Source organism: Flavobacterium hauense, assembly GCF_054457175.1.
In genome coordinates this window covers 1-25,722 of record NZ_JBTKVX010000036.1, presented here as the reverse complement: position 1 = coordinate 25,722, position 25,722 = coordinate 1, and the positions used below count along the sequence as shown (strand labels likewise).

General features: G+C 40.8%; 29 protein-coding genes and 1 pseudogene. 12 read left to right on the top strand and 18 right to left on the bottom strand.

Features of this window, described 5'->3' with window-relative positions; translation table 11 throughout:
• The 3 genes and pseudogenes from ACX0HA_RS17305 to ACX0HA_RS17295 all read right to left on the bottom strand — a co-directional run.
• Positions 1-517: pseudogene (locus ACX0HA_RS17305) on the bottom strand (hypothetical protein); the annotation flags it as partial.
• A gap of 2 nt (positions 518-519) precedes the next feature.
• Positions 520-888, bottom strand: coding sequence for a VOC family protein (locus ACX0HA_RS17300; RefSeq protein WP_458846564.1), 369 nt, complete (start codon positions 886-888; stop codon positions 520-522).
• A 70-nt stretch (positions 889-958) separates the two neighbouring features.
• The gene (locus tag ACX0HA_RS17295) at positions 959-1,624 is read right to left on the bottom strand and encodes a DnaJ domain-containing protein (protein ID WP_458846563.1); all 666 of its coding nucleotides are present in this window, start codon (positions 1,622-1,624) and stop codon (positions 959-961) included.
• A gap of 169 nt (positions 1,625-1,793) precedes the next feature.
• Between ACX0HA_RS17295 and ACX0HA_RS17290 the strand changes: the two genes are divergently transcribed.
• Positions 1,794-2,693 (top strand): DUF4421 family protein, encoded by a 900-nt coding sequence (locus ACX0HA_RS17290; protein WP_458846562.1) that lies wholly within the window; start codon positions 1,794-1,796, stop codon positions 2,691-2,693.
• Between the two features lie 20 nt (positions 2,694-2,713).
• Here the strand turns inward: ACX0HA_RS17290 and ACX0HA_RS17285 are convergent, their stop codons facing one another.
• From ACX0HA_RS17285 to uvrA, 5 genes are all read right to left on the bottom strand, one after another.
• A complete protein-coding gene (locus ACX0HA_RS17285) occupies positions 2,714-3,310 on the bottom strand; it encodes a hypothetical protein (protein WP_458846561.1) in 597 nt (198 codons plus the stop codon).
• 98 nt (positions 3,311-3,408) lie between these two features.
• Complete coding sequence (locus ACX0HA_RS17280) at positions 3,409-3,801, bottom strand: SseB family protein (protein ID WP_458846560.1); 393 nt, start codon at positions 3,799-3,801, stop codon at positions 3,409-3,411.
• An 85-nt stretch (positions 3,802-3,886) separates the two neighbouring features.
• On the bottom strand, positions 3,887-4,483 hold the full coding sequence (locus ACX0HA_RS17275; protein ID WP_458846559.1) for a hypothetical protein: 597 nt from the start codon (positions 4,481-4,483) through the stop codon (positions 3,887-3,889).
• Positions 4,483-5,754, bottom strand: a complete 1,272-nt coding sequence (locus ACX0HA_RS17270) for a hypothetical protein (protein ID WP_458846558.1) — start codon at positions 5,752-5,754, stop codon at positions 4,483-4,485. Before ACX0HA_RS17270 ends, ACX0HA_RS17275 begins: the two co-directional genes overlap by 1 nt.
• Before the next feature lie 76 nt (positions 5,755-5,830).
• A complete protein-coding gene (gene uvrA / locus ACX0HA_RS17265) occupies positions 5,831-8,620 on the bottom strand; it encodes an excinuclease ABC subunit UvrA (protein WP_458846557.1) in 2,790 nt (929 codons plus the stop codon).
• Positions 8,621-8,777: 157 nt separating this feature from the next.
• On the opposite strand from uvrA, the gene ACX0HA_RS17260 reads away from it, so the two are divergent.
• The 5 genes from ACX0HA_RS17260 (at position 8,778) to ACX0HA_RS17240 (ending at position 11,842) form a co-directional block, all read left to right on the top strand.
• Positions 8,778-9,170 carry an endonuclease domain-containing protein gene (locus ACX0HA_RS17260; RefSeq protein WP_458846556.1) on the top strand — a complete coding sequence of 131 codons (393 nt, stop codon included), beginning with the start codon at positions 8,778-8,780 and terminating at the stop codon, positions 9,168-9,170.
• Between the two features lie 110 nt (positions 9,171-9,280).
• Positions 9,281-10,171, top strand: coding sequence for a S66 peptidase family protein (locus tag ACX0HA_RS17255; protein WP_458846555.1), 891 nt, complete (start codon positions 9,281-9,283; stop codon positions 10,169-10,171).
• Positions 10,172-10,356: 185 nt separating this feature from the next.
• Complete coding sequence (locus ACX0HA_RS17250) at positions 10,357-10,827, top strand: YdeI/OmpD-associated family protein (protein WP_458846554.1); 471 nt, start codon at positions 10,357-10,359, stop codon at positions 10,825-10,827.
• A 232-nt stretch (positions 10,828-11,059) separates the two neighbouring features.
• A complete protein-coding gene (locus tag ACX0HA_RS17245) occupies positions 11,060-11,644 on the top strand; it encodes an RNA polymerase sigma factor (protein ID WP_458846553.1) in 585 nt (194 codons plus the stop codon).
• Between the two features lie 51 nt (positions 11,645-11,695).
• Positions 11,696-11,842, top strand: coding sequence for a hypothetical protein (locus tag ACX0HA_RS17240; protein ID WP_458846552.1), 147 nt, complete (start codon positions 11,696-11,698; stop codon positions 11,840-11,842).
• Between the two features lie 17 nt (positions 11,843-11,859).
• On the opposite strand, the gene ACX0HA_RS17235 is transcribed toward ACX0HA_RS17240, so the two are convergent.
• On the bottom strand, positions 11,860-12,531 hold the full coding sequence (locus ACX0HA_RS17235; RefSeq protein ID WP_458846551.1) for an endonuclease III domain-containing protein: 672 nt from the start codon (positions 12,529-12,531) through the stop codon (positions 11,860-11,862).
• Positions 12,532-12,559: 28 nt separating this feature from the next.
• A complete protein-coding gene (locus ACX0HA_RS17230; RefSeq protein WP_458846550.1) occupies positions 12,560-13,012 on the bottom strand; it encodes an Imm52 family immunity protein in 453 nt (150 codons plus the stop codon).
• Between the two features lie 81 nt (positions 13,013-13,093).
• On the opposite strand from ACX0HA_RS17230, the gene bcp reads away from it, so the two are divergent.
• Entirely contained in the window at positions 13,094-13,546 is a 453-nt protein-coding gene (gene bcp, locus ACX0HA_RS17225; RefSeq protein WP_458846549.1) for a thioredoxin-dependent thiol peroxidase, read from the top strand.
• Positions 13,547-13,636: 90 nt separating this feature from the next.
• Here bcp and ACX0HA_RS17220 read toward each other — a convergent pair whose 3' ends face one another.
• Complete coding sequence (locus ACX0HA_RS17220; RefSeq protein ID WP_458846548.1) at positions 13,637-14,038, bottom strand: Ig-like domain-containing protein; 402 nt, start codon at positions 14,036-14,038, stop codon at positions 13,637-13,639.
• Between the two features lie 293 nt (positions 14,039-14,331).
• Here ACX0HA_RS17220 and ACX0HA_RS17215 point away from each other — a divergent pair, with 293 nt between their 5' ends.
• Complete coding sequence (locus ACX0HA_RS17215) at positions 14,332-15,090, top strand: LuxR C-terminal-related transcriptional regulator (RefSeq protein ID WP_458846547.1); 759 nt, start codon at positions 14,332-14,334, stop codon at positions 15,088-15,090.
• A gap of 22 nt (positions 15,091-15,112) precedes the next feature.
• On the opposite strand, the gene ACX0HA_RS17210 is transcribed toward ACX0HA_RS17215, so the two are convergent.
• From ACX0HA_RS17210 to ACX0HA_RS17200, 3 genes are read right to left on the bottom strand one after another with little or no spacing between them, the layout of a single operon-like run.
• Positions 15,113-15,868, bottom strand: coding sequence for a hypothetical protein (locus ACX0HA_RS17210; RefSeq protein ID WP_458846546.1), 756 nt, complete (start codon positions 15,866-15,868; stop codon positions 15,113-15,115).
• Positions 15,865-16,629, bottom strand: a complete 765-nt coding sequence (locus ACX0HA_RS17205) for a 5'-methylthioadenosine/adenosylhomocysteine nucleosidase (RefSeq protein WP_458846545.1) — start codon at positions 16,627-16,629, stop codon at positions 15,865-15,867. Before ACX0HA_RS17205 ends, ACX0HA_RS17210 begins: the two co-directional genes overlap by 4 nt.
• 10 nt (positions 16,630-16,639) lie before the next feature.
• Complete coding sequence (locus ACX0HA_RS17200; protein ID WP_458846544.1) at positions 16,640-17,047, bottom strand: winged helix-turn-helix transcriptional regulator; 408 nt, start codon at positions 17,045-17,047, stop codon at positions 16,640-16,642.
• 83 nt (positions 17,048-17,130) lie between these two features.
• Between ACX0HA_RS17200 and ACX0HA_RS17195 the strand changes: the two genes are divergently transcribed.
• Entirely contained in the window at positions 17,131-18,018 is an 888-nt protein-coding gene (locus ACX0HA_RS17195; RefSeq protein WP_458846543.1) for an NAD(P)H-binding protein, read from the top strand.
• An 86-nt stretch (positions 18,019-18,104) separates the two neighbouring features.
• Here ACX0HA_RS17195 and ACX0HA_RS17190 read toward each other — a convergent pair whose 3' ends face one another.
• Positions 18,105-19,598, bottom strand: a complete 1,494-nt coding sequence (locus ACX0HA_RS17190; RefSeq protein WP_458846542.1) for a TonB-dependent receptor — start codon at positions 19,596-19,598, stop codon at positions 18,105-18,107.
• A gap of 86 nt (positions 19,599-19,684) precedes the next feature.
• On the opposite strand from ACX0HA_RS17190, the gene ACX0HA_RS17185 reads away from it, so the two are divergent.
• The 3 genes from ACX0HA_RS17185 to ACX0HA_RS17175 are packed head-to-tail and all read left to right on the top strand — an operon-like array spanning position 19,685 to position 21,492.
• A complete protein-coding gene (locus ACX0HA_RS17185) occupies positions 19,685-20,449 on the top strand; it encodes an MBL fold metallo-hydrolase (protein ID WP_458846541.1) in 765 nt (254 codons plus the stop codon).
• A gap of 8 nt (positions 20,450-20,457) precedes the next feature.
• Positions 20,458-20,961, top strand: coding sequence for a hypothetical protein (locus tag ACX0HA_RS17180; RefSeq protein WP_458846540.1), 504 nt, complete (start codon positions 20,458-20,460; stop codon positions 20,959-20,961).
• 39 nt (positions 20,962-21,000) lie between these two features.
• Entirely contained in the window at positions 21,001-21,492 is a 492-nt protein-coding gene (locus ACX0HA_RS17175; RefSeq protein ID WP_458846539.1) for a hypothetical protein, read from the top strand.
• Between the two features lie 223 nt (positions 21,493-21,715).
• Here the strand turns inward: ACX0HA_RS17175 and ACX0HA_RS17170 are convergent, their stop codons facing one another.
• From ACX0HA_RS17170 to ACX0HA_RS17160, 3 genes are all read right to left on the bottom strand, one after another.
• Positions 21,716-22,480 carry a glycoside hydrolase family 16 protein gene (locus ACX0HA_RS17170; RefSeq protein WP_458846538.1) on the bottom strand — a complete coding sequence of 255 codons (765 nt, stop codon included), beginning with the start codon at positions 22,478-22,480 and terminating at the stop codon, positions 21,716-21,718.
• An 8-nt stretch (positions 22,481-22,488) separates the two neighbouring features.
• Positions 22,489-24,786, bottom strand: a complete 2,298-nt coding sequence (gene bglX / locus ACX0HA_RS17165; RefSeq protein WP_458846537.1) for a beta-glucosidase BglX — start codon at positions 24,784-24,786, stop codon at positions 22,489-22,491.
• An 89-nt stretch (positions 24,787-24,875) separates the two neighbouring features.
• Positions 24,876-25,722: glycoside hydrolase family 16 protein (locus ACX0HA_RS17160; protein ID WP_458846536.1), on the bottom strand; the 847-nt coding region annotated here is incomplete at its 5' end.

The window sequence follows — 25,722 nt, the reverse complement described above, 5'->3', positions numbered from 1 at the left end:
TTACAGGACTGTCCTTTTCTGTTTGTGAGCCCAAGCCAAAAGTTGCCCAGTTCCTTATATTAGCTGATGCATCTCCTGAGAGTCTGATCAAAGTTTCTACTGCAATATCAGTATCAACCCCAAGCAGTGCAAAAGTGAGGCTTTCTTTTAGAGGTTCGTCTGTGAAAGAACATATTTTATTAACCTGGAATGTGGTTAAACAGTCATTATTGTGGCCAATGGCAAACAGAAGCGAGAATAATACATCAGTATCTTTTTCAGTCTCTAAAATATTGAGAAACAATTTGATACTCTCTTTTAAAAATGGCCTTGGACTTGTACCTAGTTGTGCCAGTACATTAATACCTGCCTTTCTGTACTTTGGGTTATCGGCTTTGATGAGCTCTGTACATCTTTCAAAAACAGCTGTATAGGGCCTACTTCTCAGTTCTCCTATAGTGTCCCAATAGGAGGTCTCCGACTTGTTATTCAAAAGACGGTCAAACAGTTTTTCATCGGTCCATTGTTGTCTGCTCATTTTTATACGGTTTTAAACTCCCCAATATGCCACAATATACCCGAGGGATCGTGTATAAAACATTCCTTGCCCCAGTCAAGATTCACGATAGGTTTGATTCTAACGTTTTTGTATTTAGAAGTTAGGTCAAGGGTAACAAGTTCGTCCCAAAAACGAGCCACATCGTCTACTTCCATAAATAGCATGGTGTTATCTACCCAGTCTTTATTGTAATAATCCTGCAAGTAAAAAGCCATGTTTCCGGTCTCAAATACAGACATGTCGCCGGAAATAACCGTTTCTTTAAAACCGAGATCACGGTAAAAGCTTCGTGACAGTTCAAAGTCGTTGGAGCCTATAAATGGGCGTATAGATTTGGCGTTGTGGTTCATTAGGTTAATTTTTATAAATATATAAAAACAAGTGAAATAGATGTGATCCATCAACTATCCAATAACAACATTACAGCATCAAAAGTACAATGATGAGTATTAGGAACAATACGAAATAAAAGATGGATCTGCCGGCTATACTCTCGGTATTGGTTACGTTTGATTTTTGGGCCAGACGCTTCTCGCCTGGTTTGAGGAGTATCGCGATCTTTTGAATAAAACGCTCATCGCCACCGGCCAGCTTCATAAGCCTTCCGTGAATGGCAAAGCGCGATTCGTCAGGAAGGAATACACAGGCAACCAAAATCTCGTCAGCGATAAGGTTGTTTGTCAGTACATCGTTAGCTTTGATCAGGAGTTTGATGGTGTCGTCAGAAAGCAAATCATTTATAACCGTAAAAAGCCTGAATTCATTGATGTGCCCGCCTGCATTGAGGACTTTCATCTTGATCTTTTTAAAGAGCCCTAAATAGGTAACCGGTGTCGCCTGTCCGGGATTTGAAGTGCTTTTGCCGCTATGGTGGCGGTTATCCTGAGCAAAGTCATAGGCATTACGCTTGGGCGTATCACCAAGGATGATATAGGCCTCGGAAATCAGCTTAAAGCGCTCTTCGCTGTTGCTGTCCCCGTTGTTCTTGTCAGGATGATGCTCCAGTGCCAATGCCCTGTATATCTTCTTTATCTCGGCCTGCGAAGCATCACGGCTAACGCCAAGTATCTTGTAATAATCCTTCATTTAAGACAAAAGTAAGGAATTGTTTGTTTTGTATGAAGTCGGAACTCGTATGTTGTGGCTGAGTGAAGCTAGCTCCCCTCTTGAGAGGGGTTAGGGGGTGTGTTATTGCGCAACCTCACAACAAACCACCAAAGATGCCGTTATCTTTGACATCACTTACTTGTCATAAATGATTTTCAGGCTGCCCGTTTTACTTATCGCTGTTCTTATCTGCCAAAGCTCATTTGGGCAGTCCGTTGTGGATACGACTTACATTGGGCAATATCCTCATAAGATGATGGTAAAGGCCTATATTTCCCGTAGCGGTATTGAAATCGAGCATAACAAAAAAGGCTATTCGCCGAATAATCCTACCCGTTTGGGTATCGGTTTTTCATTAAAGAATACGGTAGTCAACCTGAGTTCGAGTTTTGGCATTTTTCCTGTCGAAAAAGATCTGGGAAAAACCAGGTCGGTTGATTTCCAGATCCATAATTACGGACGAAAATTCCTCATTGACCTGTTTTACCAGAAGTATAAAGGCTTTTATAATGATGATGATAACGTAATGCTATATCCCGATACATCAGCACAACAGATAGGGGGAGAGCTGACCTATGTTTTTAACCATGACCGCTTTTCGACAAAGGCTGCCCTGGAACAAACGGAAAAACAGCTCCGGTCCGCTGGGAGTTTCCTTGTAGGAGGCGGTGCTTACCATTACAAACTGAGGCTTGAAGATGCTTTTGGAGCCCAAAAGAACAGTATAAACAATTTCCAGCTGGGCGTTAGTGCCGGTTATGGGTATACGTGGGTAATCAACAAATACTGGTTGCTATCAGGCATGGCAACCGCAGGAATCAATATGGGGAATGAGGTGGATGTACTCGAAGACGGAAAAATAAAACTCTACCCAACGGCCTTTGCCCGTGGTGGTGCAGGCTACCATAAGGACGATTGGGGTATTGGTATGTCATTCATAGTGAATAACAAGTTGGTGTACTACACCTCCGATAGCTTTAGCCTTACCTCGGTAAATTTACAGATCACCTATATAAAGCATTTTGACAGGGTGTTTGGGAGGAGATGATAAGTGTTTTGGCGGAGGAATTAAAAACCTATAGATTTCTTTTCAGGGTTAAACATCGCTTCAAGTTCTTTACGAGTCATTTCAAATTCACCTTCTTTAAGTGCGCCGGTTTTTTTAAGCCATTGCAAATTTGATAATTGCTTCTCGTAAGACATATGTTTAGATAAATAAAAATATGTTTCTCTTAGGTACTTATTCCTTTCATTGAATAAAGCATCAATAAATAGATTAACTTCATAACTATCAGGTGTATTTTTATTTATATAAAGATATGTATTGCTTTGGAGTTTAATTTTCCAAACATTTTCTCTAGTGAAAAAATAAACAATGGTTGAAATTATAAATAGAAAGACACCAAGTTTCCAAGCGTCCGGGTCGTATTCTTTGTCATTTCTCCATAGATAAGATACTCCTGACAGAAAAGCGCTTCCACCCATAAATATAAGAGATGACAATAGTGTCATCGTGTGAGCTTCTTTTCTGTCAGTTAGATCTTCATAAGAAATACTTACTTCAGTTTCATTTGAAAACCTTGAAATTCTGTATGTGACCTTATTTTCATAAATAGCAATTGTACGTTTAATGAAAAACCTTTTCTGAATAAGCTCTGAAATCATATATTGATATTGAAAAACCAAATTAACGCATTTAAACTTTATCTTACAAATACAAAAAGCCCCATCCATAAAGATGAGGCTTTGTAGATATAATACTTTTACTCGCTGCTTTGCTCTAAAGCAAACACATTTGGCGATCCTATATTAATAACAATCCTTTGGATTGCACTCATTTCGCAGAGTTTCAGCACGTCTTTTGAAGAAAGCATTTTGTATGGCATGGGTTTCTGAGCCCAGTCAGATAAAGTCTGTTCGTCAGTAAACACACACAGTACGCGTTTTCCGTCGGTATTAAAAACACTACTTAGCTTAAGTGTTTTGTGACCCGATTCTGTTATGGTTTTCTGCACTTCCGGGGTATCATTGGCAGAAGGCAGCAAAAGCAGGGAATTCCCATTCATAAGCTCCAGTATTACATTGCCGTAACTATCGCCTTTACCATCTTCTTTATGATAGATATTTATTAAATCTAAAAGTTTATTGGCATTCATAGATTGTCAAAATATTTTTTGAATCCCTGTTCGGTTATGAACAGGGTTTTCTTTCGCTAATTGTTTGAGATATTTTAGTCTTAATTTAGATACTAACATTAATAGTTTTATCATTTACAATTTCAACTGAGTTCTTTAAACGGAGAATAATATTTCTCATTCTTTTTAATTTAGTCAAATCTGCTTGTGATATAGCAAAATTTGAAAATGGTTCAGATTGAGGAGGGATAGATCCAATTAAATAAGCAGTATTTGTAAGACTTATTATGTTTTTTTGAAAATAATAATATCTTGTTTTGTAAAGTTGTTTTATTGCTTTACGTAGATTATTTGCATTTCTTGCTGGTTTTAAGCTATATTTTAGTTCACAAAATAATATCCATGAATCTACAGTTGTGGCAGTTGGAAATATAACTCCTTCACATTGTGATCGAGAATTTCCATTCCCACAAACAAAACTTTGGTTATTAAATTCAAAACCATCAACACTTAATGCGCTAGGATTTTTGATAAAAAAAGTTTCAATATCTACAGGTTTTATGGGAGAAAAAAACTCAACAGATCTTCTTACTGGCTGATCTTTAGTTATCTCAGTATAATCTGCTACGTGAATGTCATCTGTAAAATTTTTTACACCGTTTAAATGGTGATTAAAATGAATTGAAATAGCGTTTTTTATCATTAGTAATGGTTTAGCATAGTATAAAATTCATCCATTACTTCTTTCATCTTTTCATCAAAAAAATTATTCCCAATTAATCCATCTTCCTGTTGTATGCATTCAATTTTTCCATTCTTAATTTCATAAATTGATATGTCTTCAGGATTTATTTTTGAGTTCATACATTCCAATACCTTTCCGTCATCTTCAGATAATTTTTCTTTTACAATTGCTCCTAAAATACAATTGTTAATGGCGTATAAAACGTAAGGGCTATGAGTTGTTAATGTTAAATTATGGTCGCGTTCTTTATTGATACAATCAAAAAGATAATAGATTAAATATTTTTGAGTAGATGGAAATAAGTTTTGTTCTGGCTCCTCAATTATTAGATTCGTACTTTGAACTTTGAATAGGTTATTTCTTACTTTTCTAAATTCGTTAAAATGAGACATAACTTGTTCATCACTTTCAGAAATTCGTTTATTTATTTCAGTAATAATTTCTTTTCTTTTTTCTTTATCTGTGAAATCAGTTTGATATATAGGTTTTAATATTAGCTCTGAAATCAGTTTTTGTGTTACTTCAGCCTTTACTTCGTCAATTTCATACGATAAATTTTGTTCTTCTGAATATATATGATTTACTAAGTGGTCAATCATTACTATCATTGGAGTTACAGATTGCAATCCACTTGAAGCTTGTGATAATAAAATATCATATTCTTTTTCATTACTAAGTATATGACTTTCCTTACTGCTTTCTGAATAATAATAATCAATACCAATATTTAATAATGATAGTTTTTTTTGTTGTGAATAATTTTTTCTAGCATCAAACCAGTCGAACAAAAAGCTTTTCAGGTAATTATTTGGAAACTCAACTTTTTCCATTTCAGGGAGAATTGCTATTGTTCTCTCAGAAGGGATATATGATATCTTATTTTTAATATAATCGAATTTATTCACCCATTCAATAGAAAAGTTGTCAAATCTATAGTGAAGTCGAATAGTTTTACTCACATATATAATTTCGCTATCTATTGAAAAAAAACCTTTCATCTTATGAAATGTCTCGAGTCTTTCAATAAAATAATTTTTATCGGAATTATAATTTTTAAAAGATTGATGAATTGAAACATCTTTTTCAACCCAATTACAAAAACTTATAATTTTTGCAATTGTGCTTTTCCCACTACTTTGTTCTCCCATAAAAATGTTTACCTTGTTTAAGGTAAGTTTAACATTTTCGATTGGTCCAACATTTTTTATTTCAATTATGAAATTTTTCATTTATTCTTTTAGAATTTAATAATGCAAATCTACTATATAAATATTCAGGTATTACCGTAATGCAGCAAAAAACAGACTACAACTTCTCCTTAAGATACTCTCCAGTTACCGATTTAGGGTTTTTAGCGACTTCTTCCGGTGTACCGAAAGCTACTAAATGACCGCCGTTCTCGCCACCTTCAGGGCCAATGTCGATGATATAGTCGGCGCACTTGATAAGGTCAAGATTATGCTCAATAACGATTATCGAATGGCCTTTGTCCAACAGCGCTTCAAATGAAGCCAATAGCTTCTTGATGTCGTGGAAATGCAGACCCGTAGTCGGTTCATCGAATACAAAAAGGGCTTTCTCTTTCGTAGCACCTTTTACAAGGAACGACGCCAGTTTGATACGCTGTGCCTCACCACCCGAAAGGGTAGAGGATGATTGTCCCAGCTGCACATAACCCAAACCAACATCCTGTAACGGCTGTAGTTTGGTCATGATCTTCGTTTGCTTATGTTCGTTGAAGAAGGCCACGGCATCATCAATGGTCATGGTCAGGATATCGTCTATGTTTTTGCCTTCAAAAGCTACTTCAAGCACTTCTTTTTTGAAACGTTTACCGTTACAGGTTTCGCACTCCAAATGAACGTCGGCCATAAATTGCATCTCGATGGTCACTTCGCCTTCGCCTTTACAGGTTTCACAGCGTCCGCCGTCAACGTTAAAAGAGAAATGCTTGCTCTGGTAACCACGTATCGATGACAGCTTCTGTTTGGCGAATAGGTCACGGATATCGTCATATGCCTTAATATAGGTCACGGGATTCGAACGCGAACTGCGCCCTATCGGATTCTGGTCTACATACTCAATATGCTTGATGTGTCCGTAGCTGCCTTGCAGTTCGGTGAACTGTCCGGCTTTTTCCCCCACGCCCTCAAGCTTTTTCTGCATCGCGGGGAATAATATCTTTTTCACTAGCGTACTCTTACCGCTGCCAGAAACCCCCGTAATTACGGTAAGGCAGTCCAGCGGGAAAGTAACGTCTATGTTCTTCAGGTTGTTTTCGCGTGCACCGATGACATCCACATGGTTTTTGAACTTGCGGCGTGTCTTCGGAACACTGATCTCAAGGTCACCGTTCAGGTATTTGGCTGTAAGCGAATCTGATTTCAGGATCTCCTCATAGGTTCCCTGAGCGACAAGCTCACCTCCAAACGTTCCCGCTTCAGGACCGATGTCAATGATCATGTCGGCCTGCTTCATGATGTCTTCGTCGTGCTCAACCACGATAACAGTATTGCCAAGGTTTCGAAGCCCGATAAGTACATCAATAAGCCTTTCGGTATCTTTAGGGTGAAGCCCGATACTTGGCTCATCGAGAATGTACATCGAACCTACAAGGCTGCTGCCCATTGAGGTCGCAAGGTTGATACGCTGTGACTCACCACCAGAAAGCGTAGCCGAACGGCGGTTAAGCGTAAGGTAATCAAGCCCGACTTCCTGCAAGAACTTCAGGCGGTTGTTGATTTCTATCAAAAGGCGTTTCGCTACTTTAAGGTCAAACTCGTTCAGTTCAAGTTGTGTGAAGAACGCTGCCAGGTCTTTTATTGGCAGGTCAACCAAATCAGAGATGGTGTGGTTGCCTACTTTAATATAGTTAGCTTCAGGCCTCAGGCGTTTGCCTTTACAGGTAGGGCATTTGGTCTTTCCGCGGTAGCGTGACAGCATCACGCGGTTTTGTATCTTATAGTTTTTCTCTTCCAGTTCGGTAAAGAAATCGTTCAGTCCGGTAAAGTATTTGTTGCCCGTCCATATCAGCTGCCTGTCACTTTCCGATAACTGGAAATAAGGCTTATGCACAGGGAAATCAAATTTGTGCCCGTTGTTCACCAATTGGTCACGGTACCAGCCCATGCTTTCGCCGCGCCACGGAAAAATAGCATTCTCATATACCGAAAGGGCAGTGTTTGGTACAACCAATTCTTCATCGATGCCTATGATACTGCCATAGCCTTCGCAGGCAGGGCAAGCCCCATAGGGGTTATTGAAGCTGAACAAATGCACATTAGGCTCAGGGAAAGTGATGCCATCCAGCTCAAAATTATTGCTAAAAGAAAGTCGGTTGCCTGTTGCCACATCCTGAAGGAACAATTCGCCCTTACCTTCGTAAAATGCAGTCTGAACAGCATCGGCAAGACGGTTATAGAATTCCTCCTCGTCTTTTACTACCAAACGGTCAACAACCAAAAGCACTTCTTTATTAGCTAAGTCAGCACCCGGAAGTTCGTCAAGACGCATGGTCTCGTTATCGACAAGCACACGGGCAAACCCCTGTTGTAGTAATACACCAAGTTTCTCATCAAGAGTACGACCCTTCTCGATATGCACGGGAGAAAGCAATAACCAACGGCTGTCCGGCTCGAAAGCCTTAACCTCGTTCATTACATCGGTTACGGTATGCTTCTTCACTTCACGGCCTGAAACAGGCGAGAAAGTGTGCCCGATACGGGCAAAAAGCAGCTTCATATAGTCGTAGATCTCTGTGCTGGTACCTACGGTAGAGCGGGCGTTGGTAGTGTTTACCTTTTGCTCAATGGCAATTGCAGGCGCAATACCCTTGATGTATTCCACCTTTGGCTTGTCAAGGCGGCCAAGGAACTGGCGTGCGTAACTCGACAAACTCTCCACATAGCGGCGCTGGCCTTCGGCATAGAGAGTGTCAAACGCAAGGCTCGACTTACCCGAACCCGACAGCCCCGTTACCACTACAAGCTTGTTGCGGGGAATGGCTACGTCTATATTCTTGAGGTTGTGCAGCTGCGCACCTTTTATAAGTATGTTTTTCTTAGGTTCTAATTTAGAAAAATCGGTCTTTATCATGGCAAAAATTGAATAGGCAAAGATACGGATTTACAGGCAGATTTTTGTTAAGGGAAATGAAAGGGATTTTTTATATTTGGACATATTCCTTATTCAAGAGCAGGAGTGAAGCTGTTCCCCTCTTGAGAGGGGTTAGGGGTGTGTCACTGCATAAACTATGAAACGAAAAATAATTCCATATAATCCCAATCTAAAAGAACTTGCAAGGCAGCTTCGTAACGGAAGCACTAAGGCTGAGATCGTTCTTTGGCAGAAATTGAAACGAAAGCAGATGCATGGCTATGATTTTGACAGGCAGAAACCTGTGGATAATTATATTTTGGATTTCTTTTGCCATGATTTGATGCTGGGTATCGAGGTTGATGGCTACTCACATGAATTTTTTGAAGTATATAATAAGGATGTGATCAAAGAAGCCAAGATGAATGAATTTGGAATAACGCTGCTTCGGTTTAGCGATCATCAGGTGATGAAAGATACTGAGAATGTTATAAGAGCTATCGAACAGTATATTTTGGAATTTGAAGAACATACGCCTCGTGAAAATTGATTTTCAAATTTATATATCTTTGAAATAAATTAGTATAGATAACACACCCCTAACCCCTCTCAAGAGGGGAACTCCACTCATTCCCATTAGTGGTGTGTAAAAACAGTAAAATGACAACACCACCATACCTAAAATCCGGCGATAAAGTCGGGATAGTGAGTACCGCAAAGCGCTGTGAGCCGCACGAAATAAACGATGCGCTTGCCGTGCTGAACAACTGGGGTCTTGAGCCTGTAATAGGACGCAATGCCTTTTCATCCGACGGTTACCTTGCCGGTACCGATGCCGAACGCCTTGCCGACCTTCGGCAGATGCTGGATAACCCGGAGATCAAAGCTGTTTTCTTTACGAAAGGTGGCTATGGTACGCTGCGCATTATTGACAGCATTGACTGGACAGCGTTTAAAGCCAACCCGAAATGGCTTGTGGGTTATAGCGATATCACGCTGCTGCACTGCCATGTGCATAACTTCGGGATTCAGACACTGCATGCCGTAATGCTTCAGGGTATGCCTGGAAGTACGCCGCCATCGTCAGAAAGCATCAGGGCGGCACTTTTTGGCGAAAGCCTTAGCTATGAAATTCCTGCATTACCCGAAAACAGGACTAAAGGTGTTATTGAAGGCACGCTGGTAGGTGGTAACCTTTCTAAGCTGTATTCGGTATTAGGGTCGGTTTCAGATATAGATACTACAGGCAAAATACTCTTTATAGAAGAGATAGATGAATACCTTTATCACTATGAACGCATGCTTATTTCCCTGAAAAGGGCAGGCAAGCTGTCGGGACTTAAAGCAGTGATCGTTGGCGGAATGGTTGATATCAAAGAAGCGACGTTGCCTTTTGGGAGGGATGATAAACAGATTACGCTGGAACATTTTGACTGTCCGGTATACTTCGGGTTTCCTTCAGGGCATATAATCGATAACAGGGCGCTTATAATGGGCAGTACTATCAGCATAAGTCCAACAGAAAGTATTATTAATTATGAGTTTATATAAAGTTATACCGCATAGCTACGCTGAGTAACTGCAAAGTTGCACTGAGATTCAAATTAAGCTTGTAATAGCTCACAGAGAATCCTGCCATTTGGCAGGATTGGCTTAGCGAACTCTAAAAATCAACTTTGCGTATCTCAGAGTCTTTGCGCATCTCTGTGTAATAGCTAAATAATCTTAAAAATAAAATGGACGAACTTCTCACCGATAAAGAATATCAACTCGAACGCTTCTCCGGAAAAGGAGGGTGGACATACATCGCACTACCTGAAATTCCCAAAGACAAGGAAGCGGCTTTTGGATTGGTAAAGGTTAAAGGAAAAATTGACGATTATGAGATCAGCGATGTAACCCTGATGCCCTATGGCAATGGCGGACTGATCATGGCTTTAAAAGCAGATATTCGCAAAGCAATAGGCAAGGAGGAAGGCGATTATGTACATCTTACCCTATATAAAGACACTGGTGTTTTTCAGATACCTGATGATTTTAAGGAGATTCTTACAGAAGAAGGAGTGCTGGAAATCTTCAAAAACTATAAAAAATGGGAACAGCGCATGTGTATTAAGTGGATTTTTTCTGCAAAGCGTAAAGAAACTGTTAAGGAAAGGATTACAAAAACTATTTTTAAGTTAAAGCGCAGAGAAAGAATAGTTTAACAATTATTCTATGATATGTTCAATACACTTCAAAATATGTTGTGTTTAGTCTTTTATTGTGCTGATTATGTTAAAATTTAGATTAGCTGTTGCATTTTAAGTTTTTTTTATATTATATTTGGCTTATAAATAATTCATAATTAACATCGCCTATACAAAAAATTACTTTTTAAAGAACCCAGTTCTGTTTTACCGAAACCAAATTCAAGAAAACAATTAAAAAGTATTTGCTATGGCTAATGTTGTAATCCCCGACGCTGTTCTGGTTAAAAATTATATAGATGGAGATGAGAATGCTCTTTCTGTATTAATCAGCAGGCACCAATCAAAAATTTACGGTTTTATCTATTCTAAGGTAACTGACAGGGATATTGCTGACGATATCTTCCAGGATACTTTTATTAAGGTGATTAAAACGCTTAAGTCTAATGCCTACAACGAAGAGGGCAAGTTCCTTCCGTGGGTAATGCGTATTTCGCATAACCTTATCGTAGACCATTTCAGGAGAAACAAGAAAATGCCGATGTTCCGCGAAACAGAGGAATTCTCTATCTTCTCTATAATGACTGACAACAGCCCGAATGTGGAGAACAGGATCATTACCGAACAGGTAGAGAGCGACCTGCAGCGCCTTATCGAAGAACTTCCTGATGATCAGAAAGAAGTACTTCAAATGAGGATCTACCAGAACCTTAGTTTTAAGGAAATAGCTGATTTGACAGGGGTTAGCATCAATACTGCCCTTGGAAGAATGAGGTATGCGCTGATGAACCTGAGAAAAGTTATCGAAAAAAATAAAATAATTTTGACCAATTAAACAATATAAGGTGCTTCTTTGCGTTCTATAGGGAAACATAACAACCTATACATGGCAAAACTTTACTCTAAAAAGAAATTAGTAGAAGCTCCAAAAATGTTACCAAAACAAGAGACAATAGATTTTATACTTAACTATTCTAAAGCATTGAAGATAGTTAAAACGTCTAACGGTACGTACGAGAATATCGCTAATTAAGAAAAACCTCCCGCTGATTAACGGGAGGTTTTTTTGTTTTTAGTAGCTTCATATTCTTCCAGTACCGACTTTCGGCCTATAGTTGCCGTGATAATATCCTTCTTCAGGTCCCAGCCACGGGCAGGTGAATATTCCCTTCCGTACCAGATGATCTGCAGGTGCAGCTCGTTCCATTTTTCTTCAGGGAAAAGGCGCTTGGCGTCTTTCTCTGTCTGAACCACATTCTTACCATTAGTAAATCCCCAGCGGTACATCAGTCGGTGTATGTGCGTGTCTACCGGAAAGGCAGGCACGTTAAACGCCTGGCTCATCACCACGCTTGCCGTTTTGTGACCTACGGCAGGCAATTCTTCCAATGCTTCAAAGCTTTGCGGAACTTCGCCATTATGCTTATCAATAAGTATATGTGACAATCCGTGTATGCCCTTGGCCTTCATTGGCGAAAGTCCGACAGGCTTAATAATTTCCCTAATCTCATCTACCGTCATTTTGATCATATCATAAGGATTGTCAGCTTTGGCAAACAACAATGGCGTGATCTGGTTTACACGTACATCGGTGCTTTGCGCACTCATCAGTACCGCAATAAGCAGGGTATAGGGGTCTTTATGGTCTAAAGGAATAGGTATTGTTGGGTATATTTCGTCAAGGGTGTCCATTACGAACTGTACCTTTTGAGCTTTGGTCATTTTAATGTGGTTTTATAATAATATAAATTTATTCGAATTTTATTGTTTCAGGTTTAAAAATCTCTTGTATAAGTTTTAACATGAATTGTTTTTCTTTTTCACCTGGCAGCTCTCCTTTCATATCTACATAGCAAACATTACTTATGTATTTACTGGAGGCACCAATATTAAAACTTATGACTACGGAGTTTTTATCAGTTTCATTAAACAGGCTAAAGCTAAATCCTATTTCACAAAAGCCTCTTTCATCAACTTCGTTTTTCTTTCTGCTTTTTATCAGTTCTTCGGAAATTGACGATGGATTTATCATAAAATGACTTTCCATTGCTTTCTTTTTCGAATAAGCCGGTAATTTCAAATCTGAAAAGATATCATCTATATCAGCTAATTTTAAAAGGAATTGTTCAATCTTATTAGTTGCGATGTTAATGTCTTCCGGACGTTGTTTCCAATAACCACCTATAAATGTTTTTTTTGACATGTTTCTGATGTAATTTAACTAATGATCCGCATTTGCAATCCACACAGTTTTAATTTAACTTAGCTCTACAAATATACACTTATGACAACACTTACAAAAGGAGATAAAGCACCTGATTTTTCGGGAGTTGACCAGGATGGCAAAACACATACATTAGCCGATTATAAAGGAAAGAAACTCGTAGTTTTCTTTTACCCAAAGGCCAGCACGCCGGGCTGTACTGCCGAGGCCTGCGACCTTCGCGATAACTATCATCGTTTCCAGGCACAGAATTACGAACTCCTTGGCGTGAGTGCCGACAGTGCCAAAAGACAAAAAAGCTTTCAGGAGAAATACAGCCTGCCATTTCCACTGCTTGCTGATGAGGACAAGAGCGTTATCAATGCGTTTGGCGTATGGGGACCTAAAAAGTTTATGGGCAGACTGTTTGATGGCATCAACCGTACCACCTTTGTGATCGATGAAAATGGTATCATTGATGAGGTGATCACATCGGTAAAAACCAAAGAACATACCGGACAGATATTGAAGTAATTAGCAGCGTTTGTCAGAATGACAGAACAGTCTAAAAATAAGAAAAGGGAAGCAATGCTTCCCTTTATTTTTTTGTTTTGCTGGTTTAGATTAAAAGAAGAACAGACGTTTCATTCGTCCGCCCTGCTTGCCGGTAAAGGCAATCATTCCGGAGCCGCTCTGCTCGGGGTTGTTCTTATTGGCTACCTTAAAAGCCACATAACCACTCTCTGCATTGTTGCTAACCTTGCCTTTTACGGTCAGGAGAGCATTGCCCGAAGAATTGGTATGTGTTGATACATCTGGTATCAGCAGCCATTCAGGATGTTTATCTACGGTGAAATATACTTCTTCACCTGCTGCGACAAGTCCTTTGGTGTCTCTAACGTTAACGGTAATGGTAAGCATAAACTCGCCTTTCGAAGACACTGTGGATAAGTCGATCGAAGGATTGGCAGGGCCAAATCTGAAGCTGCCATTCTTCATTGTGCCGTATTGTCTTGTAATTCCCATGGGGGGTATGGTATTAAGAGTACAAATATCAGAAAATAACTCGGGAGGAAAGCAGGTAGAATTACCTGTTTTTAGGGTTCGACATGTGTTAATTATTCATATATTAAATATACGAATAAAAATAGTAGGTAAAACATCCCCATAAATAGGTATTTTCCTGTTTTTTGGTATCTATATCCCGACTAATTTTGCCTAATACAATAACAGGTATAATATTGACATAAAAATGTTAAACAACAGAATTGTTTTTAACAAAATTTTAATATTTTGCAAACCACCTAAACTGACGCACTATGACACTGGATACGTATAATGAACTGCAAAAGATATGGGGAACCATACCGACTGATGAGAATATTAAAAACCCGGGATTTGATATTAAGCTTCAAAAAAAGATGCTTGATATCTTTCATGTAGGTGATTATTATTGCTTTACAATGAATGTAAGGAGGTCGGTTATAGAAAATATAAGTCCAGAAGTTACACAGGTACTCGGCTATCCGGCAGAAGATATGAACCTGGCCTTTTGGGGACAGTTGATACATCCTGAAGATTTACCTCATTACCTGAATTTCGAAGTTGCCATTACCAATTTTTTTAATGGGATGTCGGGCGAAAGGCTCTTTAAATACAAAGTGCAGCACGACTTCAGGCTGAGGAAAGCCGATGGTACCTACATACGCATCCTTAACCAGTTTGTTATTATTGAGCATGATGCTAATAATGTGCGTACGTTCATTATAAATACCGATATCTCTCATCTGAAAAAAGATCTCAAGCCGGTGCTGTCGTTTATCGGAATGGAAGGAGAACCTTCGTATTATAATGTTGATGTACAGAATATCTTTAAACCCACCAAGCCCTTTTTTACCAACAGGGAAAAAGACATACTCCGCGCCCTTGCCAAAGGCATGAACAGTGTAGAGATAAGCGAGGCATTTTGCATCAGTAAACATACGGTCGACTCACACCGCAAGAACATGCTCAAGAAAACCGATGCAAAGTCTACTTCTGAGATTTTGGGGATTGCTTATAATAACGGGTGGGTGTAGTCTTGTCTACATTGTCCGGGTTTCACCAGGCATAGCTATAATCCAGCATAAGCGGTGTCAGCCCAAAATCGATTTTCCCTTTTCGCTCATAATAGTAGGCGTTTTTACCTTTTATGATCATTTTTTTGCTCCTTGGTACACGGTCGGTATCCAACGGCTGTACGACGGTTATTTCAAAATAGTTGCATTTGGGGTCTCTCGGGATCAGTTCGGTATAGTTGTCAAACCCATACGTCATAATCCCTATTTTTTCTGCCTGTTTCGGCATTTTGAATTTTACGGTAGTAAGGGAGTCAATCACATATTGATGCCTGATCCTTGTGGCAAAGGCGCATGAGCCCCGCTGCAGAAGATGAGGGACCATATGGCGATAATTACGTTTTTTGTTGACATAAACGCTAAATATATCAAACGGCACCTTCTCCCGGCTAACCAATGCATCATTACTATAGGTCTCTATTATATAGTTGATTTTTATAACAAGCGAGTCGGCTCCCGGTATGATTTTCTCTGTAATCGAAATCTCACGTTGTCTTTTAGGTAAATTAGGATTGAGCGTAAGTTCGTTTCCGGAGACAGACCAGATCCCTGTGCTTTTAAATTTTTTATGGGTATTAGTGAATAAAGGGTCTGATTGCGTGATGGCAAAAGTACCATCTTCATTGAGAGTAAGATTGATACCCGGAGCCCCATAATAACCGGCATATTCAAAGTAAGAATTTTGGCACCAGGCCATAGTATTTAATAAAAAAAGGAAGAGGGAGAGGGATATCTTCATGCATAGGTTATTAGGTGTTGTACGATACAAACGGAATACCTGCTCGATATATTTTGGATAAAAGCAGGAAAGTCAATATGCGATTGCTCATCGGCAGCATCGGATATTGTCCTAATGATAGTACACGGCACTTTATGCTCAAAACAAACCTGTGCCACGGCAGCGCCTTCCATTTCTACGCACAGGATGGTTGGGATAGCATTGTGAAGCGCCGTTTTACGTTCGTTGTCGGCAAAGAATTGGTCGCCGCTAGCTATGTCTCCAACATGCAGGTTAGGGGTAGCGATACCAAATTGTGCCAAAGTATCAGCTCCAATTGTATCTTTTAGCGTGTTATTAATGATAAGTGGACTGATAGCTTCTTTAATTCGTTCCAGTTCGGCTGTGTCAGTCTCAAAAAAGGTCTTGCCTAATAACGGAATCTCAAATTGCTGCATAAGCGGACGGGCATCCATGTCATGCTGATAAAGCCTTTTGGCAATCACTATGTCACCAATGTTCAGAGCAGGGTCAATCGCACCGGCAACACCCGTAAAAATAACTTCATCCACATTAAACACATGGATTAGCGTTGCTACAGTAGCAGCAGCGGCCACCTTTCCCCAACGTGAAAATACCACAACGGTATTCACCCCATTAATAGTTCCTGAAGTATAGGCCCGCATCCCTATAACCCTGCGTACGGGGTTTTGAAGCAAGGCAATCACACCGTCTATTTCCTGGGGCATGGCACCCATGATGCCAATGGTTTTATTGATCATTGATTTTCGATTATTGTTCCAAAGTTACAGGAAAATCCTTCAGATTCTTAAAGAATGGCTTCTTGTGGTGTTTACTGTCTTTAATGGCCCATTCGCCCATGGCATATAGCACGGGGCCTAAAGCAAGTCCCATTTCTGTAAGGGTATAGGTAACATGCGGTGGCACAACAGGTAGTGCTGTACGCAAAACCAAATTATCGTTCTCCAGCTGTTTCAGGTGTTGTATCAGCATTTTTTCGGTAATATGGGGAATAGCCTTTCGTAATTCTCCGTACCTTTTCGCCCCGGTAAGAAGATGGTACAAAATGATGGGCTTCCAGTAGCCGCCTATCTTTTCCATAACGTATGTTACGGGGCATTCCTCGTGGGCAAAACGTTTGTTTTCCTGTATGGTAGAGCTTTCTTTAATCTGTGTCATGGATACATACTTTAGGGTAAGTACTTGTATAAAAGTAAGTACAAATATACATTTGTTCCATCATTAATTAAAAATTTAAACCAATGAAAATAACTGTTACAGGTTCCCTTGGGAATATCAGCAAAAGACTTACAGAACAATTAGTAAATAAAGGGCATGAGGTTACCGTAATCAGCCATAGTCCTGAAAAAGCTTCAGCCATTGAAGCCCTTGGGGCAAAACCTGCCATTGGCTCGGTAGAAGATGAGGCTTTTCTGGCTGATGCGTTTAATGGTGCCGATGCGGTATACGTAATGATCCCGCCAAACTCGCAGGCAGAAAACCTAAAAGAGATCATGAAAAACCTGGCTGATAAATATGCTAAAGCGATTGAAGCTGCCGGAGTTAAATATGTAGCCAACCTTAGTGGAGTAGGAGCGCAAAGTCCTGAAGGCAATGGGCCTTCGAGTGCGTTCTATTTTTCGGAAGGCAGGCTTAACCAATTGGAAGGCGTAAATGTGCTTCACTTGCGTCCGGGGATGTTCTATACCAATCATCACGGTAGCGTAGGCATGATACAGCGCATGGGTTTTATGGGGAATAATTTTAGTGCGGATACCACTGTTATGATGTCGCATCCCCACGATATTGCTGATGCAGCCGCCGAAGCATTTGATGCTTTATCCTTCAGCGGAAAACAAATTCAGTATGTTATCAGCGACGAACTAACAGGTAGCGAACTGGCTAAAACATTGGGAGAGGCTTTCGGTAAGCCGGATCTGCCATGGGTAGTGCTTAATGACGACCAGCTGAAACAGGGAATCATGCAGGGTGGTTTCTCAGCTCACATGGCTGATAATTTTGCCGAAATGGGCAGGGCAATAGGCGAAGGTGGTATATGGGAACCTTACCTGGCTGATAAAGCCAATAATTTCGGGAGCCGAAAGTTTGCCCCGTTTGCTAAAGAGCTGGCGGCTATATATAATAAATAATATTCCTGAACAATTTCCTGCAAGGTTTTCAAAACCTTGTAGGTATTACTAAAATAAATAAGAGCAGCTTTACGCTACTCTTATTGTTATACTGTAGTGCTGTTAGGCGTATTATTAGACTCTTCCAGTAATTTATTAGAGTCATATCCAAACAGGTGGTTTTCCTTTATGATTTCGGCAATACCGGCAGGAAGCATTTCTTCCCAGCCTGTTTTACCTTTATTGATCATTTTAAGTACTTCTCTTGAGAAGATATCAAGGTTGTCAGGATCTACATCGGCGATGTCGACTACTTTTCCGTTGAATTTAAAGAACTTGAACAGCTCTTTCATTCGCGGATGCACCTTGAGGTTTTCAGAATCGATTACGTTGCCGTCCTCATCTTTCATAGGGTACAGGAATACCTTCAGGTCACGGTAAAACAGTTTACCAAAGGCTTCAAGTATACCGCCGCTCAGGTGTCGGTAATACTTCTCGTCAAAGATGTCTACAAGGTTGCTCACGCCCATGGCAAGTCCCATGCGGGCTTTGGTGTAGGCAGAGAAATATTCAACGACTTTATAATACTCCTGGAAGTTGGAGATCATTACGGTCTGTCCCAGAGAGCAAAGTAGCTCGGCACGGTCCATAAAGTCACGCTCATCGATCTCACCCTCAGAACGAAGGTTAGACAGCGTTATCTCAAACACAACCAGTGTTTTGTCTTTATCAACTTTATTTTCTTCAAGGAACATCTTATATGATTTCTCATACATATCCATGTTAACCTTTGTAACCGGGCGGAAACTCCCGCGCAGGGCAAGGATATTTTTTTTGTACAGTACGGCAGCAGGCAGTACGTTGTGTCCTTGAGGGTCAAACATTACCGCATCGGTCATGCCGTTCTTAACCAGCTGAAGGCTCATCAGCCTGTTGTCTACTTCCGAAAAGCGTGGCCCTGAGAAGTTGATGGTGTCAATTTCAAGCTGGTCTTTGTCCAGATGGTCATACAGGTAGCGCAACAGCTTTTTAGGGTCGTTGTATTTGTAGAATGCACCATAAATAAGGTTTACCCCAAGTATACCCAGCGTTTCCTGCTGAAGGCGCGCATCGGTCTCCTTAAAGCGTATGTGGAGTGTGATCTCGTTATAATCTTCGTCCGGCTCAACCTGGTATTTGATACCTACCCAACCGTGGCCTTTGAATTGTTTAGCAAAGTCAATGGTTGCTACCGTGTTGGCATAACTAAAAAATACTTTGCTGGGGTGCTTGTCGCGTTTCAGCCTGCTCTCAATGATCTTAACCTCGTGGCTAAGCATCTTCTTAAGGCGGCTTTCGGTAACATAGCGTCCATCTTCCTCTACGCCATAAATGGCATCGCTAAAGTCTTTGTCGTAGGCCGACATCGCTTTTGCGATCGTTCCTGATGACCCTCCCGACCTAAAGAAATGACGCACTGTTTCCTGGCCTGCACCAATTTCAGAAAAGGTTCCGTAAATATTTTCGTTAAGATTTATGCGAAGTGCTTTATCTTTTATAGAAGGTACATGTGCAATTACCCTGTCGCCCTTTAGGGTTATGTCTTCATTCGTTAATTTCATAGCAGAAAAAGGATATATTGCAAAGTTAGGAAAACACTATGTGTTATAAAACAAATAATGCTATTTTTGTGAAAAAATAACCCATTTTGAAAGTCTGGTTTTTAGGTACGGGAACATCTCAGGGCATACCTGTTATAGGGAGTAATCACCCTGTTTGCCTGAGCAGTGACCCACGTGATAAGCGCCTGCGTGTATCTGTCTGGATACAGTGGGGTAATTCGTCGTACGTTATTGACTGCGGCCCCGACTTTCGCCAGCAGATGCTTACCAGCAAATGCACCAAACTGGATGGCATACTTTTTACCCACGAACATTCTGACCACACTGCCGGTATAGACGATATAAGGCCTTTTGTATTCATGCAGGGCGATATGCCTATTTATGCCGAGAACCGTGTAATAGAAAGCCTTAAAAAACGTTTTGAATATATATTCGAAGTAGAGAATCGCTATCCGGGAGCACCATCGGTGCATGTTCATGAAGTTGATGTAAACACACCTTTTGTGCTCGACGGGGAAACCGTAGTTCCCATAAGGGTAATGCATGGCAGCCTTGAGATACTGGGATACAGGATTGGCGATTTTGCCTATCTCACCGATGCCAAGACCATTGCAGCTGAAGAAGCGGAAAAGCTTAAAGGCGTTAAGGTACTGGTAGTAAGTGCCCTTCGCGAGACGCCGCACGATACCCATTTCAATCTTCAGGAAGCGCTTGATTTCATCGAACAGGTTAAGCCCGAAAGAGCCTATCTGACTCATATAAGCAGTCTTATGGGTTTTCACGCCGAAGTGCAGGAAAAATTGCCAAATAATGTATTTTTGGCCTACGATAATTTACAAATAACTATATAACTCATACCATGAAAAAGAATCTTTTCTTATACCTTTTCATTTTTGCTTTGCTTATCAATGTATTTACATACATGTTCTTTACCAATAAACAAAAATATGAAGACCAGCGTATAGAAAAAATGGAAGCAGGTGTTAAAGCTTCAAAAGAAAAACTTGAGGCCGAAAAAGCCAAAATGGCTGAGGAAAATTATTTTACACTTGAAAATAATGCAAACGCCCAGACTTATTTTGAAGGTCAGGATATAAATGCAATTGCCATTAAGGTAAGGGATGCTATTTATAAACAAAATATAAATCCGTCAGGGAATCCGCTTGTTGGTTATCCTCCAATGGATGGGGGTAAACCGTTTACAATTGCAAAAATAAAAGTGCTTAACCACAGGTGGATTATTGCCGATTTCTCTAATGGACTGCGTTGGGGTGAAGTTATGCTTAAATATTTTATTGAAGATGACGGATCGGTTACTTTACAAAGAACGGATTCTGTTTTATATGACTTCAAGCCATATTAATATTTTTTGTACTTTAGATACCCTCTAAAAATTTCGATTATGAAGAAACTGACCCTGCTTTCGGCAATCACACTGCTTTTGTTTTCCTGCGACGGAATTTTCAAAGAAAGAAAGAATGATGATGCGGATGCAATTAGTGATAAAAATGTAGTTTTAGGCACCGATAAGGATGCTCACGGCTGTGTTGCGTCGGCGGGTTACAGGTGGTCGAAGCTTAAAGAAGAGTGCATCAGGGTTTTTGAAGACGGATACCGCCTTAACTCTATCGAGGAACTAAAAGGAGAGAGCATGGCAAAAAGTGCTTTTGTGGTTTTTGAAGAAGAAGGTGACAGGGCCGAATTATACCTGCCGGATGCTGATGAATCGGTAATGCTTACAAGAGAAAAACAGGGAACTCCTTATAAGGGCGGACAATGGTCGCTTGAACTCCAGAAAAAATACAGCCTTAAGAAAAACGGACACCTGCTTTATGCCGGTGCCGAAATTCAGGAAGGCCAGATAACGGGCGACGACAGGGCAGAGACCTATTAGTAAGCAGTATTCAGTCACAGTTTTTCAATTGGTTACTAAATATTCTGTCATTTCGACTGTAGCGCAGCGGAATGGAGAAATCTCAAAAGAAAAATCCCATAACACACGTTATGGGATTTTTTTATGTGCTGGCGCGACGTAACGGCCTCCGTATACTAGGAATACAAAAAAGAGGGTCCTTGCAGAAGCCCTCTTTCTAAACTAACCCAACAAACGTGAATGATCAATTCGCGTATACTCTTACATAATCTATTATAAATTCCTGGGGGAATATGCTGTCATCAACATCAGGGCCGCCAAAATTGCCGCCAACGGCCGTATTTAGTATAAAATAGAACGGTTGGTCATAAGGCCATACTTCTACACTTTTATTTTCGGGAACATATGTATAAACCGATTTTCCATCTACAAAAAATTCCATCTTGTCTGCTGTCCAGTTCACCCCATAGGTATGAAAACCTTCTTCTATATTAGCTATTGGTGTTTTTTTAGAGCTGGCATTGTCACCGTGGTGCGCTTTTGTATGTAGTGTTGTGTAGGCAGTATGAGGTTCACGCCCTACGTATTCCAGAATATCTATTTCTCCTGCCAATGGCCAGCCCACCTGCTTTATGTTCGAACCCAGCATCCAGAATGCAGGCCATATACCATGGCCTACAGGCAGTTTCGCACGGGCCTCCATGTAGCCATATTTAAATTCTTTTTTACCGGCTGTTGTTATGCGTGTAGAGGTATACTTATCGCCTTTCTTTTTTGTAGTGATGATAAGATTACCGCCTTCGAGCCTGTGATTAGCTTTGGTATAGATCTGACGTTCGTTATTACCCCATCCGCATACATTAGGGCAGCCATCGCCAAGCTCATAGTTCCATACTTTCTCATTCAGCGATTTGCTGTCAAAGTTCTCTTCCCATACAAGTTTTCCTTTTTTTACCTGCGCCGATGCCAGAGTAACGGCGAATAGTAGTAACAGGGATGTTTTTTTCATATTCATTCTTATTTTGAATAGCTGAATGGTGCTTCAAGCTTAGTGGAAGAGTTTCCTCCCACAAATACTTTAAAATCGCCTGGTTCGGCTTCCCATTTATTATTGGCTGTATAAAATTCTATTGTCTTTTCGTCTATGGTAAATGTTACTGTTTTGTTTTGTCCTGCTTTTATTTCAGTCAATTCGAAACCTTTGAGTTCCTTTACCGGTCTTGTTACTGACCCTATAATGTCTCTTATGTACAACTGTACAACTTCTTTACCATCAGTAGTACTTGTGTTTTTTACATCTATGCTAACAGTGATATGTCCTTTTTGTCCAAATGCGTTAGCGCTTAGCTTCAGGTTTGAATATTCAAATGTAGAGTAGCTCAATCCGTAGCCAAAAGGGTAGAGGGGTGCATTGTCAATATCGGTATAATGTGCCCAGAATACACTTTCGGTAGGGCCATCACCACCGGGTCTTCCGGTAGATTTATGATTATAATACAAGGGCAGTTGGCCAACAGCCTTAGGGAAACTCATAGGTAGCTTGCCGCTTGGGTTATAGTCGCCATACAGTACCTGAGCAATGGCATTTCCGCTTTGAGTACCCAGGTGCCATGCTTCAACAATCGCCGGAACATTTTGAGCGGCCCATGGAATGATCAGAGGCCTTCCGTTGGTAAGTACCAGTACAATATTAGGGTTCGCTTTATAAACCGTTTCCAGCAATTCCTGCTGCACACCAGGTAATCCGAGTTCGGCCCTGCTGCGGCCTTCGCCTGTTTGCAAACCGTGTTCGCCAAGTACCATGATAACTACATCGGCACCTTTTGCAGTAGCAACGGCTTCGTTAAAACCGCTTTTGTCGGTCATGTTTATTTTGGTTTCCACAATAAATCTCGGTTCGCCTAAAACCACATCGGCTCCTTTTGCATACCTTACGGTATTGCCGGTATATTTGGCAAGCCCTTCAAGAACTGATATAGCGGTACCATCGTCAGCGCCTATTCTCCAGCTTCCAAGAGGGCTGGTTTTATCATTGGCTAATGCACCAATAACAGCAATCTTCTGTCCCTGTTTTTTCAACGGAAGTAGGTTCTTTTCATTCTTCAGCAAAACGATCGATTTTTTGGCGACATCAAGCACCCCGTCATGAAACTCCGGTTTGCCTACCGTAGCTGCCTCACGGGCTTCGTCGCAGTATTTGTATGGGTTGTCAAATAATCCCAGCTGAAATTTTACTTTTAGTATGCGTCGTACCGAATCATCTATCTTGTCTTCAGATACTTTACCTTCGCGCACCAGTGCTGCAAGATGCTCTACATAGCCATACGATTCCATATCCATATCGCTACCGGCATTGGCAGCTTGTTCTGCGGCCTGCTTAAGGTCCTTAGAGTATCCATGGGCAATCATTTCGCCCATAGAGCCCCAGTCACTCACTACAAAGCCCTGAAAGTTCCATTCATTTTTAAGCAAATCCCTCTGTAGCCATGTATTTCCTGTAGCAGGTATGCCATCAAGCTCATTAAAAGAGTTCATGAATGTAAGTGCACCGGCATCGGCAGCAGCTTTAAAAGGAGGGAGTATGATATTGTGAAGCGTGTTATGGCTCACATCAACGGTATTATAGTCTTTACCGGATTCGGCAAACGAATAACCTGCAAAGTGCTTAACGCAGGCAGCAAGGCTAAATTCCCCCAGGTCACCCTGAAAGCCTTTAACGCGTGCTACGGCAATACGACTGTTAAGGTAAGGGTCTTCTCCGGCACCTTCCATAACGCGGCCCCAGCGTGCATCGCGCGAAACATCTACCATTGGGGCAAATGTCCAGTTAAGGCCGGATGCAGCCGACTCGGCAGCGGCGATCTCAGCCGATTTTTGTATTGCATCCAGATCCCAGCTTGCTGCTTCGGCAAGAGGAATGGGGCTTATGGTTTTGTATCCGTGGATAACGTCATATCCAAAAATAACAGGAATACCCAGCCTGGTTTCTTCTACAGCAATTTTTTGTAACGCTTTAACGTCTTTTACACCTTTTACATTAAGCATGGAGCCTACCCATCCTTTTTTAAGATGTTCATATTTTTTTGCGGCCGAGCCATCTTTTGGCACCGGTCCGGTAACATTCCAGAAGCCGTTGTACTGATTCATCTGGCCCACTTTTTCTTCGAGGGTCATAAGGCTTAAAAGCGAATCGACTTTACGGTCAATGGATGATTTGTTTTTTGGAGGTTTTGCTACATCCTGTTTTGCAGAGCTGCAGCCCAGTGCGAGCACCAGCAATGCCGGAAAGATGTATTTAGCTAAATTATATTTCATTATAATTTTTTAAAAGCCAATAGGAGAGAACCCTGCAAACGCAGGGTTCCTTCTACTGGTAACTGTGAATTTAGAATAGATGTAGAATATTATTTGAAGACTTTTACATAATCAACCTCCATGGTTGACGATACAAAGCCCGGAGCAATCGTACCTCCAAGGTTTCCTCCCATGGCCACATTCATGATCAGGAAGAAATCTGCATTAAATGGAGTACCTGCTGTATTAGCATATGTATGGAAAGGAGGATTATCATCTACCGACCATGTAATCGAGGTTGGGCTCCATATCAGTGTGTAGACATGGAAGTCTGTAGATGCTCCAGGAACCGTTGTATCGTTGCTAATACCGTTTCCACCTGAGTTACCTTCCATATGCAATGTTCCTAATACATGATCCTGATTATTGCCTACGTGCTCCATAATGTCTATTTCGCCACATTTAGGCCATGGCTGTTGCTGATAGTTAGCACCCAGCATCCATAATGCCGGCCAGGTACCGCTTCCGGTTGCCAGTTTGGCTCTTATTTCTACTTTTCCATAAGTAAAATCGTACAGTCCTTCTGTTTTAAGACGGGCAGAAGTATAGTTTTTACCTTCATAGTTTTCAGCTTTTGCAGTGATCTTAAGTGATCCACCTTCTACAACAGCATTTTCAGACCTGTAGTATTGCTGCTCATTATTACCCCATCCATTGCTTCCTGTGCCTATGTCATAAGTCCATTTGGCAGGATCTGGAGCACCGTCAGTATTAAATTCGTCAGACCATACAAGTTCAGTATAATCAGTGTCACCACCACCTTGCTGCTCGGCAATTGTTTTGGTTGTAAAGATGTGGTACCATGCCAGTGCAGGATTACCCTGCATTACTACTCTTACATAGAGTTCAGTATCAGTAATCTTCATGATCTCATAGATTACATTAGTACCTATATAG

Bases quoted from the DNA above. Each gene is read 5' to 3' on its own strand.
- ACX0HA_RS17300 (WP_458846564.1), bottom strand. From the start codon at position 888: ATGAACCACAACGCCAAATCTATACGCCCATTTATAGGCTCCAACGAC.
- ACX0HA_RS17295 (WP_458846563.1), bottom strand. From the start codon at position 1,624: ATGAAGGATTATTACAAGATACTTGGCGTTAGCCGTGATGCTTCGCAG.
- ACX0HA_RS17290 (WP_458846562.1), top strand. From the start codon at position 1,794: ATGATTTTCAGGCTGCCCGTTTTACTTATCGCTGTTCTTATCTGCCAA.
- ACX0HA_RS17285 (WP_458846561.1), bottom strand. From the start codon at position 3,310: ATGATTTCAGAGCTTATTCAGAAAAGGTTTTTCATTAAACGTACAATT.
- ACX0HA_RS17280 (WP_458846560.1), bottom strand. From the start codon at position 3,801: ATGAATGCCAATAAACTTTTAGATTTAATAAATATCTATCATAAAGAA.
- ACX0HA_RS17275 (WP_458846559.1), bottom strand. From the start codon at position 4,483: ATGATAAAAAACGCTATTTCAATTCATTTTAATCACCATTTAAACGGT.
- ACX0HA_RS17270 (WP_458846558.1), bottom strand. From the start codon at position 5,754: ATGAAAAATTTCATAATTGAAATAAAAAATGTTGGACCAATCGAAAAT.
- uvrA (WP_458846557.1), bottom strand. From the start codon at position 8,620: ATGATAAAGACCGATTTTTCTAAATTAGAACCTAAGAAAAACATACTT.
- ACX0HA_RS17260 (WP_458846556.1), top strand. From the start codon at position 8,778: ATGAAACGAAAAATAATTCCATATAATCCCAATCTAAAAGAACTTGCA.
- ACX0HA_RS17255 (WP_458846555.1), top strand. From the start codon at position 9,281: ATGACAACACCACCATACCTAAAATCCGGCGATAAAGTCGGGATAGTG.
- ACX0HA_RS17250 (WP_458846554.1), top strand. From the start codon at position 10,357: ATGGACGAACTTCTCACCGATAAAGAATATCAACTCGAACGCTTCTCC.
- ACX0HA_RS17245 (WP_458846553.1), top strand. From the start codon at position 11,060: ATGGCTAATGTTGTAATCCCCGACGCTGTTCTGGTTAAAAATTATATA.
- ACX0HA_RS17240 (WP_458846552.1), top strand. From the start codon at position 11,696: ATGGCAAAACTTTACTCTAAAAAGAAATTAGTAGAAGCTCCAAAAATG.
- ACX0HA_RS17235 (WP_458846551.1), bottom strand. From the start codon at position 12,531: ATGACCAAAGCTCAAAAGGTACAGTTCGTAATGGACACCCTTGACGAA.
- ACX0HA_RS17230 (WP_458846550.1), bottom strand. From the start codon at position 13,012: ATGTCAAAAAAAACATTTATAGGTGGTTATTGGAAACAACGTCCGGAA.
- bcp (WP_458846549.1), top strand. From the start codon at position 13,094: ATGACAACACTTACAAAAGGAGATAAAGCACCTGATTTTTCGGGAGTT.
- ACX0HA_RS17220 (WP_458846548.1), bottom strand. From the start codon at position 14,038: ATGGGAATTACAAGACAATACGGCACAATGAAGAATGGCAGCTTCAGA.
- ACX0HA_RS17215 (WP_458846547.1), top strand. From the start codon at position 14,332: ATGACACTGGATACGTATAATGAACTGCAAAAGATATGGGGAACCATA.
- ACX0HA_RS17210 (WP_458846546.1), bottom strand. From the start codon at position 15,868: ATGAAGATATCCCTCTCCCTCTTCCTTTTTTTATTAAATACTATGGCC.
- ACX0HA_RS17205 (WP_458846545.1), bottom strand. From the start codon at position 16,629: ATGATCAATAAAACCATTGGCATCATGGGTGCCATGCCCCAGGAAATA.
- ACX0HA_RS17200 (WP_458846544.1), bottom strand. From the start codon at position 17,047: ATGACACAGATTAAAGAAAGCTCTACCATACAGGAAAACAAACGTTTT.
- ACX0HA_RS17195 (WP_458846543.1), top strand. From the start codon at position 17,131: ATGAAAATAACTGTTACAGGTTCCCTTGGGAATATCAGCAAAAGACTT.
- ACX0HA_RS17190 (WP_458846542.1), bottom strand. From the start codon at position 19,598: ATGAAATTAACGAATGAAGACATAACCCTAAAGGGCGACAGGGTAATT.
- ACX0HA_RS17180 (WP_458846540.1), top strand. From the start codon at position 20,458: ATGAAAAAGAATCTTTTCTTATACCTTTTCATTTTTGCTTTGCTTATC.
- ACX0HA_RS17175 (WP_458846539.1), top strand. From the start codon at position 21,001: ATGAAGAAACTGACCCTGCTTTCGGCAATCACACTGCTTTTGTTTTCC.
- ACX0HA_RS17170 (WP_458846538.1), bottom strand. From the start codon at position 22,480: ATGAAAAAAACATCCCTGTTACTACTATTCGCCGTTACTCTGGCATCG.
- bglX (WP_458846537.1), bottom strand. From the start codon at position 24,786: ATGAAATATAATTTAGCTAAATACATCTTTCCGGCATTGCTGGTGCTC.